The 14330-nt window shown below is 29.7% G+C and carries 13 protein-coding genes; 8 read left to right on the plus strand and 5 right to left on the minus strand.

Annotated features, from left to right (window positions below; genetic code table 11):
* Positions 1–27: 27 nt before the first annotated feature.
* Positions 28–1302 (plus strand): serine--tRNA ligase, encoded by a 1275-nt coding sequence (gene serS, locus H518_RS0106225; protein ID WP_028888260.1) that lies wholly within the window; start codon positions 28–30, stop codon positions 1300–1302.
* A 94-nt stretch (positions 1303–1396) separates the two neighbouring features.
* On the opposite strand, the gene H518_RS21280 is transcribed toward serS, so the two are convergent.
* On the minus strand, positions 1397–1540 hold the full coding sequence (locus tag H518_RS21280) for a hypothetical protein (RefSeq protein ID WP_169720515.1): 144 nt from the start codon (positions 1538–1540) through the stop codon (positions 1397–1399).
* A gap of 121 nt (positions 1541–1661) precedes the next feature.
* On the opposite strand from H518_RS21280, the gene H518_RS0106235 reads away from it, so the two are divergent.
* The 4 genes from H518_RS0106235 to mgtE all read left to right on the plus strand — a co-directional run bounded on the left by H518_RS0106235 (position 1662) and on the right by mgtE (position 6084).
* On the plus strand, positions 1662–3437 hold the full coding sequence (locus H518_RS0106235; protein ID WP_028888261.1) for a tetratricopeptide repeat protein: 1776 nt from the start codon (positions 1662–1664) through the stop codon (positions 3435–3437).
* A gap of 15 nt (positions 3438–3452) precedes the next feature.
* A complete protein-coding gene (locus H518_RS0106240) occupies positions 3453–3782 on the plus strand; it encodes a DUF4286 family protein (protein WP_028888262.1) in 330 nt (109 codons plus the stop codon).
* Between the two features lie 76 nt (positions 3783–3858).
* Positions 3859–4662, plus strand: coding sequence for a 16S rRNA (adenine(1518)-N(6)/adenine(1519)-N(6))-dimethyltransferase RsmA (gene rsmA, locus H518_RS0106245; protein ID WP_028888263.1), 804 nt, complete (start codon positions 3859–3861; stop codon positions 4660–4662).
* Positions 4663–4734: 72 nt separating this feature from the next.
* Positions 4735–6084 (plus strand): magnesium transporter, encoded by a 1350-nt coding sequence (gene mgtE / locus H518_RS0106250; RefSeq protein ID WP_028888264.1) that lies wholly within the window; start codon positions 4735–4737, stop codon positions 6082–6084.
* On the opposite strand, the gene H518_RS0106255 is transcribed toward mgtE, so the two are convergent.
* The gene (locus tag H518_RS0106255; protein WP_028888265.1) at positions 6081–6767 is read right to left on the minus strand and encodes a LysE family translocator; all 687 of its coding nucleotides are present in this window, start codon (positions 6765–6767) and stop codon (positions 6081–6083) included. The two genes, mgtE and H518_RS0106255, sit on opposite strands and share 4 nt — an antisense overlap.
* Positions 6768–6793: 26 nt before the next feature.
* Positions 6794–7843 carry a ferredoxin--NADP reductase gene (locus H518_RS0106260; protein ID WP_028888266.1) on the minus strand — a complete coding sequence of 350 codons (1050 nt, stop codon included), beginning with the start codon at positions 7841–7843 and terminating at the stop codon, positions 6794–6796.
* A gap of 173 nt (positions 7844–8016) precedes the next feature.
* Here H518_RS0106260 and H518_RS0106265 point away from each other — a divergent pair, with 173 nt between their 5' ends.
* Positions 8017–8355, plus strand: coding sequence for a PadR family transcriptional regulator (locus H518_RS0106265; RefSeq protein ID WP_028888267.1), 339 nt, complete (start codon positions 8017–8019; stop codon positions 8353–8355).
* A 1-nt stretch (position 8356) separates the two neighbouring features.
* Positions 8357–8992, plus strand: a complete 636-nt coding sequence (locus H518_RS19370) for a hypothetical protein (RefSeq protein ID WP_051263686.1) — start codon at positions 8357–8359, stop codon at positions 8990–8992.
* A 21-nt stretch (positions 8993–9013) separates the two neighbouring features.
* Here the strand turns inward: H518_RS19370 and rsmI are convergent, their stop codons facing one another.
* A complete protein-coding gene (rsmI, locus tag H518_RS0106275) occupies positions 9014–9685 on the minus strand; it encodes a 16S rRNA (cytidine(1402)-2'-O)-methyltransferase (RefSeq protein ID WP_028888268.1) in 672 nt (223 codons plus the stop codon).
* Between the two features lie 38 nt (positions 9686–9723).
* On the opposite strand from rsmI, the gene dxs reads away from it, so the two are divergent.
* A complete protein-coding gene (gene dxs / locus H518_RS0106280; protein ID WP_028888269.1) occupies positions 9724–11502 on the plus strand; it encodes a 1-deoxy-D-xylulose-5-phosphate synthase in 1779 nt (592 codons plus the stop codon).
* 40 nt (positions 11503–11542) lie between these two features.
* On the opposite strand, the gene H518_RS20425 is transcribed toward dxs, so the two are convergent.
* Positions 11543–14206, minus strand: coding sequence for an Ig-like domain-containing protein (locus tag H518_RS20425; protein WP_051263687.1), 2664 nt, complete (start codon positions 14204–14206; stop codon positions 11543–11545).
* Between the last annotated feature and the right edge of the window lie 124 nt (positions 14207–14330).

The following is a 14330-nucleotide window of genomic DNA, read 5'->3' on the forward strand; positions in this document are numbered from 1 at the left end:
CTTTGCGTTTATTAAAAAATTAAAAAAATGTTACAGGTTCAGTTTATTAGAGACAACAAGCAAACTGTTTTAGAGGGATTAGCAAAACGTAATTTTGCCGATGCTGAAACAATTATTAATGAAGTATTAGCTTCTGATGAAGCTCGAAGAGCTACACAAGCTTCTTTAGATACTATTAAAGCTGAATCTAATACAATATCCAAAGAAATTGGCGGCCTTTTTAAATCTGGTGAAATTCAAAAAGCTAATTTATTAAAAGAAAAAACAGGTCAGTTAAAAGCTCAAGACAAAGAATTAACCGAAAAATTAAACGATTTATCTAGTAAATTACAGAGTTTATTATACCAAATACCTAACATACCTCACGCTTCTGTAAAAGCGGGGAAAAGTGAAGAAGATAACGAGAAAATATTTAGCGAAGGTACAATTCCTGACCTAGGCGAAAACGCATTGCCTCACTGGGAATTGGCTAAAAAATATGATCTTATAGATTTTGAATTAGGTGTTAAAATTACTGGTGCTGGTTTCCCTGTTTATAAAGGAAAAGGTGCTCGTTTACAACGTGCTTTAATTAATTATTTTTTAGATAAAAACACAGATGCTGGCTATAAAGAGGTACAAGTTCCTCATTTAGTAAATGAAGCCTCAGGAATTGCAACAGGGCAACTTCCTGATAAAGAAGGTCAAATGTACCATGCTACTGTTGATGATTTATATTTAATTCCAACTGGAGAAGTACCAATTACCAATATTCATAGAAATGATTTAGTAAAAGAAAGTGATTTACCAATTAAATATACTGGCTATACTCCTTGTTTTAGGAGAGAGGCTGGTAGTTATGGTGCACATGTTCGTGGATTAAATCGTTTACATCAATTTGACAAAGTAGAAATTGTTCGTATTGAGCATCCTGATAATTCTTACCATGCTTTAAGTGGGATGGTAGAACATATTAAAGATATTTTACGTGATTTAAAATTGCCTTATCGCATTTTACGTTTATGTGGTGGAGACACAGGGTTTACCTCTGCGCTAACTTTTGATTTTGAATTATACTCTACAGCACAAGAACGTTGGTTAGAAATTAGTTCTGCTTCAAATTTTGAAACATATCAAGCCAATCGCTTAAAATTACGTTTTAAAAACAAAGATGGTAAAAGTCAATTAGTACACACCTTAAATGGGAGTTCTTTAGCTTTACCGAGAGTATTAGCTGGAATCTTAGAAAACTACCAAACTGCAGATGGAATTAAAATTCCTGATGCATTAGTTCCTTATTGTGGGTTCGATATGATAAAATAATTACGCTATATAAAAATATAAAACCCCAAGTTTTAATTAAAAAACTTGGGGTTTTTGATTTAATCCCCCTTCAAAAACGGACTAATTTTATCTTTTAGTTTGCAACTACTGCAACCATTAATCTTTTATATTTGTTCATTTCTAATAATGCTTCAAAATATTGAGTTATCTGTCCTCTTTTCATAAACTCATTTGCATTTATCTTTGCTGTTTGGTATTGTTTATTAAAGTTCTTCATAGTATAAATTGTTTAGTCTTGTTATTAGTAAGACAAAATTCGTGCCAAAATGTTACAAGGTTTTCAAAAAAAGGAGTCCTTTTAACACTGCTTTAACAATTTTGTTCAGTATTTTTGATTGATGAAAAAAAATATTATTCTTTTTAATTTACTGATTTTTAGTTTTTTTTGTTATTCACAACAAAATAAATTTCTTTTAGCTGAAAGTTATTTTAAAAATAATCAGTACGAAAAAGCAATACAACTTTATAAAAAACTGCACGATAAAAGTCCGTATAACAATACTTATTTAAAAAAATTAATAACCTGTTATCAAGAAACTGAACAGTTTTTGACTGTTGATAATCTTTTATCAAAAAAAATAAAAGAGAAACCTAACTTAACTTATCTAAATGTTATGAGAGGTTTTAATTTTGAACGTCAAGAAAATAATATTGAAGCTAACAAGTACTATAATATTGCATTAAAATCAATAGAAGAAAAAAATAGTTACGGAAACGTTATAGCACGTCTTTTTAAAAATTACAATAAATTAGATTTTGCAATTGATGCTTACACAAAAATAATGGTTAATAATCCGAAAGCTAATTACGGATTTCAACTCGCACAAATTCATGGTGAGAAAGGTGATTTTCCTAAAATGTTTGAGTCGTACGTTAATTTAGTTGATAAAGACATAAACTATCTTAATAATGTAAAACGTTATACCAGTAAATACATTAATGATGATGCTGAAAACGAAAATAATATTTTATTTAAAAAAGCATTATTACGAAAGGCAATAAGTAATCCAAAAAATATTTGGAACAACTTACTTTCATGGTTATTTATTAAGCAAAAACAATATTCAAAAGCACTAATTCAACGCAAAGCATTATTAGCCAGAGATCCTGATAAATTAGGAGAAATTAATGAGCTAGGTAAAATTGCTTTGGAAAATGAAGACTATACAATAGCTAAAGAGTGTTTTGATTTAGTTATCAAAAAAACAAATTACCCAAGTGATAAATTTAAGGCTATTAATAATAACTTAAAAATAGCTATTGCAACTAAACAAGATGATATAGATAATCAATTTAAAGAATTTTTTGATAAATACGGAATAAATAAAAATACTTTCCACACTCAAATCGAATATGCTAATTATTTAACTTTCACTAAAAACAATCCTGAAAAAGCTGTCTTAATTCTAGAAAAGGCAATGACTTATGCTAATTCAAGATACACAAAAGCAATGGTAAAGCTTAAACTTGGCGAAGTATTAGTATATACAGGTAATTTTAACAAAGCTCTAATTTATTTTTCACAGGTACAAACCAAATTTAAAAACCATTTTTTTGGGCAAGAAGCTCGTTTCAAAGTGGCACAAACATCTTATTTTAAAAATGATTTTAAATGGGCTAAAGCACAATTAAAAATACTAAAAGGATCTGCAACACAATTAATTGCTAACGATGCAGCAAACTTGTTTTTAACAATATCAGATAATGAACCAAAAGATAGCATTTCGTCTGGACTAAAAGAATATGCTAAAGCAGATTTACTAGCTTTTCAAAATAAAAATGAAAAAGCACTTGCTCTTTTAACAAGTGTTATTAAAAAATACAAAGGCCAGCCTATTGAAGATGAAGCACTATTTAAACAAGCAAAGCTTTTTGTAAAACAAGAAAAATATGACAATGCAGTTTCTGCCTATAATAAAATAATAGCTTTAGATAAAAAAGGAATATATATTGATGATGTGTACTACCAATTAGCAGAGTTATATAACACAAAATTAAATAATCCAGAAAAGGCAAAAGAATACTATCAAAAGATTATTTTTGACCACGCTTCTAGCATCTACTTAGTTGATGCCCGTAAGAAGTATAGGAAACTAAGAGGAGATACAATATAATTAAGAAAATTAGCAATGTATATTTACAATATAACAATAAATATTGATGACAGCATTCATGAAGAATGGTTAACTTGGATAAAGAATCATGTTCCTGATGTTTTAGCAACTGGTCGTTTTTTAAGTGCAAAATTAACACAAGTTTTAGTTGAAGAAGAAATGGGAGGAGCAACCTATTCTATTCAATACACAGCTAAAACGCGTGAAGATTTAGATGACTATTACAAATATGATGCTGATAAGCTTCGTACTGATGGTTTAAAAAAATTTGGCGATAAAATGTTAGCTTTTCGTACAGAATTACGAATTGTAAATGAATTTTTTCCTACTGTAGCTAGCAACTAGAATAAAACAACTTAATTTATTAAACACAAGATAACTTTATTAATTCTTGTTTTTAATAAACTCTATCTGAAAAAAAATGACCGTAAGAGCAAAAAAACATTTAGGACAACATTTTTTAACTGATGAAAATATTGCTAAGAAAATAGCGGATTCATTAACTGAGGAAGGATACGATAATGTATTAGAAATAGGTCCTGGAATGGGAGTTCTAACAAAGTATTTATTAGAAAAAAAGACTAAAGTTACGGTAATGGAAATCGACTATGATTCGGTTGCTTATTTAAAAGATACTTTTCCACTAGAACATATTACCTTAGATACTACTTCTAAAAATTTTGAAATTATTGAAGGTGATTTTCTAAAGAAAAACTTAACCGATGTTTTTAAAGAAAAACAAGTAGCTATTATTGGTAACTTTCCTTATAATATTTCTACTCAAATAGTTTTTAAAGCTATTGAAAACAGAGAATTTGTACCTGAATTTTCTGGAATGTTTCAAAAAGAAGTAGCAAAAAGAATTGCAGAAAAAGAAGGAAGTAAAGTATACGGAATTATGTCTGTTTTAACTCAAGCTTTTTATGATGTAGAGTATTTATTTACCGTACCTCCTACTGTCTTTAATCCACCTCCAAAAGTAGATTCGGGTGTTATTAGATTAATCAGAAAAAAAGACTATTCTTTACCTGTTGATGAAAAATTATTTTTTAGAGTCGTAAAAACTTCATTTAATCAACGAAGAAAAATGTTACGTTCTAGTTTAAAATCTTTTAATCTTTCTGATTCTTTAAGAGAAGACCCTATCTTTGCAATGCGTCCAGAACAATTATCAGTACAAAAGTTTATTGAGTTGACAACAAAAATAGCGCAAGACAATACTTAATGATTAATTTAATATCTTTAAATTAATCATTATAAAAAATTAAGTTTCTATTATCGAGTAAAATTGCAAAAGATGGCATTTGAAATCACCCAAGAACTTCTTGATAAAGTAATCCAATATATTGGTGCTAAAAATGATAAAGCTCTTAATGAGTTATTTAACGAAATGCATCATGCCGATATTGCTGAAGTGTTAGACGAATTATCGTTTGATGAATCAGTATATATTATTCGTTTATTAGATAGTGAAACTACATCAGAAGTACTGATGGATGTTGATGATGATGTTCGTGAAAAGATATTAAATCAATTAACTGCAAAAGAAATTGCTGAAGAAATTGATGAGCTTGATACCGATGATGCTGCCGATGTAATTGCTGAACTTCCTGAAAAACGGAAAAAAGCAGTAATGCAAGAGATTGAAGATGATGAACATGCCAAAGAAATTGTAGAACTGTTACGTTACGACGAAAATTCAGCTGGTGGTTTAATGGCTAAAGAACTGGTTAAAGTTAATGAAAACTGGTCTATTCCGCGTTGTGTTAAAGAAATGCGTACTCAAGCTGAAGAAGTTACACGAGTACATTCTATATACGTAATTGATAATAATGGAAAATTAAAAGGTCGTTTATCATTAAAAGATTTATTAATGGCATCTACAAAAGCAACAATTGCCGAAGTATATATACCAAAGGTAGATTTTGTAAATGTTACTGATGAAGCTGAAGATGTTGCTAATATTATGCGTAAATACGATTTAGAAGCAATTCCGGTTGTTGATGAATTAGGCGTTTTAGTAGGTAGAATTACTATTGATGATATTGTTGACGTAATTAAAGAAGAAGCTGATAAAGATTATCAATTAGCAGCTGGTATTACACAAGATGTTGAGGCTGATGATACTATTTGGGAATTAACACGTGCACGATTACCTTGGTTATTCCTAGGATTAATTGGTGGAGTTGGTGCTGCAAGAATTATGGGTTTCTTTGATGATGCTATTGCTGAAAATGCAATTCTTTTTATGTTTACACCTTTAATTGCTGCAATGGCTGGTAATGTGGGAGTACAATCATCTGCGATTATTGTACAAGGTTTAGCCAATGATGATGTAAAAGGTAGTATAACTGATAGATTGTTAAAAGAAGTGTCTTTAGCAATGATTAATGGGCTTGCTTTATCTATACTACTTTTTTTCTATGTTTTTATAGCTGAACAAGACGTACATGTAGCAAGTGCGATTTCAATATCCCTTTTTGTCGTAATTATTGTTGCTGGTTTAATAGGTACTTTTATTCCTTTGTTTTTAGATAAAAGAGGTATAGATCCTGCAATTGCAACAGGACCTTTCATAACTACAAGTAATGATATTTTTGGTATTCTTATTTACTTTTGGATTGCTAAAGTGATTATTGGCTTTTAATTATTTTGCTCAATTTTAACCTTATCTAATAAGTTATCTATATCTTCTTTAGGTATAAAACTCTTTAGCATTATTAATGCTCCAAAAACAATTAATAAAACCCCCATTCCTCGTTTTATTCTGTAAATAACTAAAGGTGTCAATTTACTTTTTAATTGTTTTGCTAATAGTATTTTACCTAAATCAGTAAGTGCATACCCAAAAAGAATCGTTGCAAAATACCAAAATATAGAAGTAGGATTCATATCTAACGTTGGGCCAATAACTATAATTACGCCTAACCAAGTTGCTAAAACACCTACATTAATAAAATTTAGTGCAAAACCTTTTAGCAATAATTTCAAATAGTTATTACTTTCTATGATTTTAATTTCAGGAACAGCCTCTCCTTCTTTTTTGTTATTCTTATCTAAATAAGTTATTAAACCATATATTATAAGAATAAGCCCTCCTACCAAAAATAATCGAGGGTCATCTTTAATTTTCTCTAATAAACTTCTACTTCCGTAATAAGCTATTAACATAAAAGAAATATCTCCTAAAATTACACCTATATCAAAAGCAATCGCTGCTCGTGCACCTTTTAATATACTTGTTTTAATAAGCATAAAAAACACAGGCCCTATCATAAAAGACATAACAAAGCCTATAAAAAAAGCATCCTTTAAATCGTAAAAATCCATTATTTAATAAAGTATATTTTTAACTACTAAACATCATCGAAATCAAGTGCTACTTTTGGTGTTGTTGGATGTGCCATACAGGTTAAAATAAAGCCTTCTTCTATTTCTTCATCTGATAAGATAGAATTCTTAGACATTACAGCTTTACCTTCAGTCACTTTTGCGATACAACTACTACAAACTCCTCCTTGACAAGAATATGGTGCATCTAATTTATTGCGTAAAGAAGCAGATAGAAGTGTATCTGTTTTTTCCATTGAAAAAGTCGTTTCTTCATCATCTAGTAAAACAGTAATTTCCGATTTTCCATCAGGATAGTTTACTGGAATTTCAGCTTCAGTAGAACTTGCTGTAAACAACTCAAAGTGAACATTCTCTTTAACTATTCCGTTTTCTTGTAAAGTTTCAGATACCAAATTAATCATTTCTTCTGGTCCACATAAATATGCTTTATCAAAAGAAATATCTTTATGAACTTTTTTCATAAAGTAATTAACGTGATTTTCATCTATTCTTCCTAGTTTACTATCACTCCTAACCTCTTTACTAAAAATATAATGTAAATTAAATTGGGTAGGGTATTTCGCTACTAAAGCGTTTAATTCATCATAAAAGATGGTGCTTTCTGCTTTTTTATTACCAAAAACTAATGTAAAAGTTGATGATGACTCGTTTTCTAATACAGCTTTTATCATTGATAAAACAGGTGTAATTCCACTACCTGCAGCAAATGCTATATAATTTTTATTTTCTAACGGTTCAAGTACAAACTTTCCCTCTGGTTCAGAAACTTCTAAAACAGTGTTTTCTTGTAGTTTAGTTGTTGCGTATGTTGAAAACACACCCTTTTCAACAGCTTTAACTGCAACTTTAATTTGATTACTATTTGGTGAAGCACATATAGAATACGCTCTTCTAATTTCTTTATCGTTTATAGTTGTTTTAATAGTAATGTACTGTCCTGCTATAAAAGTATAAACTTTTTTTAATTCTGCAGGAACTGTAAACAATATAGAAACAGCATCAGCAGTTTCCTTTATTATTTTTTCAATATTTAATTTATGAAATGTAGACATTTATTAAGTTTAGAACTACAAAAATAAGAAATCATAAGGGAACCATTTGTTACAGTAAGCATAAAATAATACATAAGATTATTATGCATAAGAAAATTATGTATATTTGTTGCGTGTTGCAAACACAATTAACTCAAAAGGAAAACAATTATTAAGATTCAACATTATAAAACATGGGAAATCAAAAATTATATAAAGGTTCTTTACAAACTATCATTTTAAAGTTATTAGCTCAAAATGATAAAATGTATGGTTATGAAATTACTCAAAAAGTAAAAGAATTAACCAAAGGAGAATTAAAAATTACCGAAGGTGCTTTGTATCCTGCCCTACATAAACTAGAAGCTGAAGGTTTATTAGATGTAGAGGTTGCTAAAGTTGGTAATCGTTTACGTAAGTATTACAAGTTAACCGAAAACGGCACGAAAGAAACTGCTAATAAGTTAGCCGAAATGCAAGAGTTTTTAAAAACAATGCAACAATTAGTAAATCCTAAATTTAGTTTAGAGTAGTATGGAATTAACAAAAGAACAAATACAAAGAGTAGAAAAATATTTAGATAAAAAAGGTGTAAAATTTATCGATTTTAGGATTGAGATATTTGACCATATTATCTCTCAAATTGAACAACAATTAGCAATAGATAATGCTGATTTTAAAACTATTTTTCATCAAGTAACCAATCAATGGAATAAACAATTAGATGAAACAAGTAGTTGGTTATTAGGCCTTACATATACTGCACCTAAAATTGTAATTAAAAAAGCTAAAAAAGTATTTACTCCCTATTTTATTATTTCTTTTTTACCTTTTCTAATAACATTCATACCCGCTCTTCTTAAGAAAAAAATAATAATTAATGAAACAATAGGATATCTTACTTTTTCATTTATAATAACATTTCTGCTTGTTTCATTATTTTATACTTTTAAAATATGGAAATCAAAAGAAAAAACAGTCTATAGTTTCATTATAAAAACACAAACTTTAAATTTTACTCTAATACCTATAGTTATCATAGACTCTTCTATTAGTGATTTTTTTAACATAAGTATTTTACTTTATATAATTGTATCGGCTTATTATTCTAGACGATTCTACAAAAAGCATCAACAAGAAAAAGAGAGATATTCATTTTTAATGGGGTAATTTACTCTAAAATTTATTTTACTACTTTTTACCATCAACAATAATAACAATTTCGCCTTTGGCAGGTTTCTCTGTATAATATGATAAGACTTCTATTACTGTTCCTCGTTTGGTTTCTTCAAATAATTTTGTCAATTCTCTAGAAACTGATATTTGTCTGTCTGCCCCAAAATACTCTCCAAAGTGAGTCAGTGTTTTTAATAACTTATGTGGACTTTCGTAAAAAATCATAGTACGCGTTTCTTCTGCTAAAAAAATTAAACGCGTTTGTCTTCCTTTTTTAACAGGTAAAAACCCTTCGAAAACAAATTTATCGTTTGGTAGACCTGAGTTTACCAATGCAGGCACAAAAGCTGTTGCCCCAGGTAAACACTCAACATCGATATTCTGTTGCACACAAGCACGAGTTAATAAAAAACCTGGGTCAGAAATTGCAGGTGTACCAGCATCTGATATTAACGCACAAGTTTCACCATTTTTTAATCTATTTAAAACACCTTCTACAGATTTATGCTCGTTATGCATATGATGACTGTACATTTGTGTACTAATTTCAAAATGTTTTAATAATTTTCCGCTTGTACGCGTATCTTCTGCTAAAATAAAATCAACCTCTTTTAAGATTCTAAGTGCTCTTAAAGTAATATCTTCTAAATTTCCAATAGGTGTAGGTACCAAATACAATTTACTCATACAGCAAAGCTACAACAAAGTTTTAGTACATTTGCGCTATGCCAAAAAAGCTGTTAAAAAATATTAACCTACCTTCTGATCTCAGAAAATTATCTGCTAATAATTTACCATTAGTTGCTAAAGAGTTACGCGAGTTTATTATTGATATAATAGCGACAAAAGAAGGTCATTTAGGTGCAAGTTTAGGTGTTATAGAACTTACTATTGCTTTGCATTATCTATTTGATACACCAAATGATCAATTAGTTTGGGATGTAGGCCACCAGGCTTATGGACATAAAATTTTAACCGGAAGAAAAGATATTTTTCATACCAATCGACAACTAGATGGTATTTCAGGTTTCCCAAAACGAAGCGAAAGTGAATACGATACTTTTGGTGTTGGACATTCATCAACTTCAATTTCTGCTGCCTTAGGAATGGCTATTGCATCTAAATTACAAGGGAGTAATAAACATCATATTGCAATTATTGGTGATGCTTCTATTGCAAGCGGAATGGCTTTTGAAGCTTTAAATCATGCGGGTGATACCAATGCAAACCTGTTAGTAATTTTAAATGATAATGCAATAGGTATTGATCCTTCAGTTGGTGCTTTAAAAGATTACTTAACAAGAATTAAATCAATACGATCAGATATTGAACAACATAATATTTTTGAAGGTTTAAACTTTGATTATTCTGGTCCAATAGATGGGCATAATTTTGAAGAACTTTTATCAGAATTAGAACGTTTAAAACAAGTTAATGGCCCTAAATTTTTACATGTAATTACAACTAAAGGCAAAGGATTAAGGCAAGCAGAACAAGATCAAGTAAAGTATCATGCTCCAGGTAAATTTGATAAAATATCTGGAGATGTATTACCAAAAGCAGTGAGTAAATTTACCAAATTTCAGGATGTCTTTGGTAAAACTATTGTTGAACTAGCTCAAAAAAACAATAAAATAGTAGGTATTACACCTGCAATGCTAACTGGTAGTTCTTTAAAATTAATGCTAGATGAATTTCCTGAGCGTACTTTTGATGTAGGTATTGCCGAACAACATGCTGTTACATTAGCTGCTGGTATGGCTACACAAGAAATTATTCCTTTTTGTAACATTTACTCTACATTTTTACAGCGTTCTTTCGATCAAATAATACACGATGTTGCTTTACAAAATTTACCCGTTATCTTTTGTTTAGACAGAGCTGGTTTGGTTGGTGAAGATGGTGCTACACATCATGGAGTATTCGATTTAGCATACTTACGTTGCATACCCAATTTAATTGTTTTTGCTCCACGTAACGAAATAGAGTTACGTAATATTATGTATACTGCTCAGTTAGGTTTAAAAAAACCAATAGCTATTCGTTATCCAAGAGGAAAAGGTAAATTAGAAAATTGGCAGCTTCCTTTTAAAGAAATAAAAATTGGTAAAGGAACGTGTTTAAAGAAAGGTACTCAAATAGCAATATTATCTATTGGAACAATTGCTAATAATGTAATAGATGCCATAAACAACCTTAAAAATAATACCGATGTTGCTCATTATGATATGCGCTTTGTAAAACCTTTAGATAAGCAGCTATTAAATATAATTTTCAATTCTTTTGATAAAATAATTACAATAGAAGACGGAACAGTAATCGGTGGTTTTGGAGCTGCTATTTTAGAATATGCAGCAGAAAAGAATTATAAAGGGACTATTAATCTTTTAGGAGTTCCTGATAACTTTATTCATCACGGAACTGTTAAAGAACTGCAATTTCAATGCGGAATTGACACGCAAAGTATTTTAGATAAAATTATTAAGATAAAAACGGATTACTAATTAAGTAACCCGTTTTTTTAATCTTTCTCTTTTATTAAAATTATTCCTTAATTATCTTTTTAGATAATTTCATTTCTCCCAAATTATTATATATTCTAATAATATGAATTGAATTTTCTGGTAATTCAGAAATATTTATTGATTTATTAAAAATAGACGCTTCAAGTATAATATTACCTGACAGATCCAATATTTTTGCTGTCCATAAAGCGGTATTATCTTTTATTCCATTAACAAATAAAATATCAGATGCAGGGTTTGGATAAATACTGATATCAGACTCTAAAGAGATTTCTTTTTTTAGAACAGGTGTATTGTTCAAGCAAATTTGTTTTGTCTCTAAATTTGTAAAATTACCTCCTGATGCCAATACTGTGTTATCACTTTTAACTACCTTATAAGAACCATTTCCGTAGCTACAACAAATTCCATCTCCATAAGTATCATTAATCGTAAAATCATAACACCCTTCAGGTAAACACTTTGATACTGAAATAGACTTTCCTTCAGCTTGTGTATAATTATTTCCACTTAATACAATATCTCCAGTGCTATTTTTTAACGACCATGAAGTCTCTTTTGAATATTTATCAAATACAATAGTTACAGTTACATCTTCACAAGTTCCACCACCACCAGAGTCAGCAGTTGTGTAAGAAATAACTAATTTAGGAGCTTTAGTACTACTACCTTCATATGATTCTGCTGTACGTTCTCCTGTTCCTGAGATATAAAACATCATTGAATTATTAGTATTCCAACTGGACTTGTTAACAACATGTTGTACCAATGTTTTTAAATCTGGTGTTCTTTCCCCTGCTCCTGAAGCACCTATTGTATTCCATGAACTTGGAGACCAACTAACTGATTGATTATAATAACTTCTTGAAGTAATATTAGAACTTTGAGTTGTTATATTTTGGGCATTTGATGAGTCTTCTACTTTTATTGCAAGTGAGGTACTACCAGAGTTTCTTTCATCAGCAGTAAACTGAATATGAGCATTAGTTATAGTAGCACTTTTAGGAATATTTAAATTTCTAAACAATAAACCAATATGTTGATTTCCCTTGCTAGAACCGTCATATACTAACTCTAAGTCGGTACTATTCATGTACATTTGACCTGTAGACTCGTATTGTTCAGCATCATCATTACCACTACTAATTATTGATGTTATTGTTTTTGAAATTGCTCCTACAAAAACTGATACCTCTTCTGAAGTCTTTTCATTTCCTTCATTATCTATTGCTACTGCCTTTAAAATATAAGATTGATTATTATTACTAGGCGTCCAATTTGTAGAATAAGGTAAACTTGTATCTGTATTAACTAAAGCATTATTTACATAAAATTTCACATCCGTTATAGTTCCATCACTATCTGTTGCTGCAGCAGTTATAGTCATTGGTGTATTAACAGAATGACTAGATCCATTTGTTGGAGCAGTAATTGCAACCTCTGGATAACTTACATTGGTACTCGTAATAGTTACCACACTACCGTTAGATGGATTCCAGATATCTAAGTTAGAAGGAATCGTAAAAGGGTTATTATTAGAAACAGCTCCTACGCTATTAGCATTATCAACTTTAATTGTTCTAATTTCAACTTTCGACTCTTCAACAAAGACCCATTTAAACTGATTAAAAGTACTATTATTCCTTGTCCAATTTTTACCGTCATTTGAAGAGCGTAAAGGAGCACCCCAACAGCCTTCTCCTACATAAATAGTACCGTTAGCATCATCCCTTGTAAAACCTTCATCACAACCACTACCACTTGAACAAGGTTTTACTGGCCATGTTGTTTTTACCGTATGCGAATCTGATTCAAAAACTAAATTCACCCCTTTATTATAAAATAATTGAGACCAATTTGAGTATTCATCATTTCCTTCAGATTTTGAAGATACGTGAGGTCGCATAGGTTTATGATATTGAGCAGATTTCCATATAGATGTATCTGAATTTAATTTTTGATTTAACCAAGAGTATTGATTACCTCCTGCTGAAATCTCAGAGTTTAACGTGTAAATAGTATATAAGTTATTCCCAAACGTAACATCATAATAAACATTTGTTGATGGAACATTAAATAAATTATAAATACTATTGTTTGATCTTTCATGATTTCCCCTTGCAGGAACTATTGGAAACATTCTTCCGTCAGTTGCAATTGTATTCTGCCAATCGTTAAACCAATTTTTCCATTCAGAATTTGAATCTCCATTTGTCATATCACCTCCAAAAAAAACAGCTGTAGGTTTTAATTTAGCAACTAATGAATTTGCGTTATTTCTTGTTGATCGATTGTTTCTAGAATCTCCACCTGCAATAAACGACATCTTTTCATTAACACTTGGAGCCGTCTTAAACCAATAACGATTACTCGTACCTTCGCTATCTTTAATAACAAAGTAATAACTTGTGTTTGGTGTTAAACCAGTAAGTTTAGTAAATCTATTATTCATTCCTTTATAAGAAACTGAACGATCTACATTTTTTGAACTTGGATAACTTGACCAAGTAGTTCCAAAGTCTGTTGTTCCATAATATACTATTGGACTTGATCCTGAAATTTGATTCCAACCAATCGTTATAGTTGTAGCTGGGTTATCTGTAATTATTAGTCGATACTTATCATTAGAAGCATAAGTAGTAAGAGCTACAAAAAGTAGCAGTTTTAAAAAATAAATTTTCATTTTTGAGGGACTTTAATTGTTTGTTAAAATTTTAAATACAAATGTATTTTGTTTTGTAAACAGTATATAACTAAAAAAAAACATTATTATTATAATAAACTACAAAACAATATGTTAACTATAA

This window comes from Tenacibaculum ovolyticum DSM 18103 (assembly GCF_000430545.1).
Taxonomy (GTDB): domain Bacteria; phylum Bacteroidota; class Bacteroidia; order Flavobacteriales; family Flavobacteriaceae; genus Polaribacter; species Polaribacter ovolyticus.

Bases quoted from the DNA above. Each gene is read 5' to 3' on its own strand.
- serS (WP_028888260.1), top strand. From the start codon at position 28: ATGTTACAGGTTCAGTTTATTAGAGACAACAAGCAAACTGTTTTAGAG.
- H518_RS21280 (WP_169720515.1), bottom strand. From the start codon at position 1,540: ATGAAGAACTTTAATAAACAATACCAAACAGCAAAGATAAATGCAAAT.
- H518_RS0106235 (WP_028888261.1), top strand. From the start codon at position 1,662: ATGAAAAAAAATATTATTCTTTTTAATTTACTGATTTTTAGTTTTTTT.
- H518_RS0106240 (WP_028888262.1), top strand. From the start codon at position 3,453: ATGTATATTTACAATATAACAATAAATATTGATGACAGCATTCATGAA.
- rsmA (WP_028888263.1), top strand. From the start codon at position 3,859: ATGACCGTAAGAGCAAAAAAACATTTAGGACAACATTTTTTAACTGAT.
- mgtE (WP_028888264.1), top strand. From the start codon at position 4,735: ATGGCATTTGAAATCACCCAAGAACTTCTTGATAAAGTAATCCAATAT.
- H518_RS0106255 (WP_028888265.1), bottom strand. From the start codon at position 6,767: ATGGATTTTTACGATTTAAAGGATGCTTTTTTTATAGGCTTTGTTATG.
- H518_RS0106260 (WP_028888266.1), bottom strand. From the start codon at position 7,843: ATGTCTACATTTCATAAATTAAATATTGAAAAAATAATAAAGGAAACT.
- H518_RS0106265 (WP_028888267.1), top strand. From the start codon at position 8,017: ATGGGAAATCAAAAATTATATAAAGGTTCTTTACAAACTATCATTTTA.
- H518_RS19370 (WP_051263686.1), top strand. From the start codon at position 8,357: ATGGAATTAACAAAAGAACAAATACAAAGAGTAGAAAAATATTTAGAT.
- rsmI (WP_028888268.1), bottom strand. From the start codon at position 9,685: ATGAGTAAATTGTATTTGGTACCTACACCTATTGGAAATTTAGAAGAT.
- dxs (WP_028888269.1), top strand. From the start codon at position 9,724: ATGCCAAAAAAGCTGTTAAAAAATATTAACCTACCTTCTGATCTCAGA.
- H518_RS20425 (WP_051263687.1), bottom strand. From the start codon at position 14,206: ATGAAAATTTATTTTTTAAAACTGCTACTTTTTGTAGCTCTTACTACT.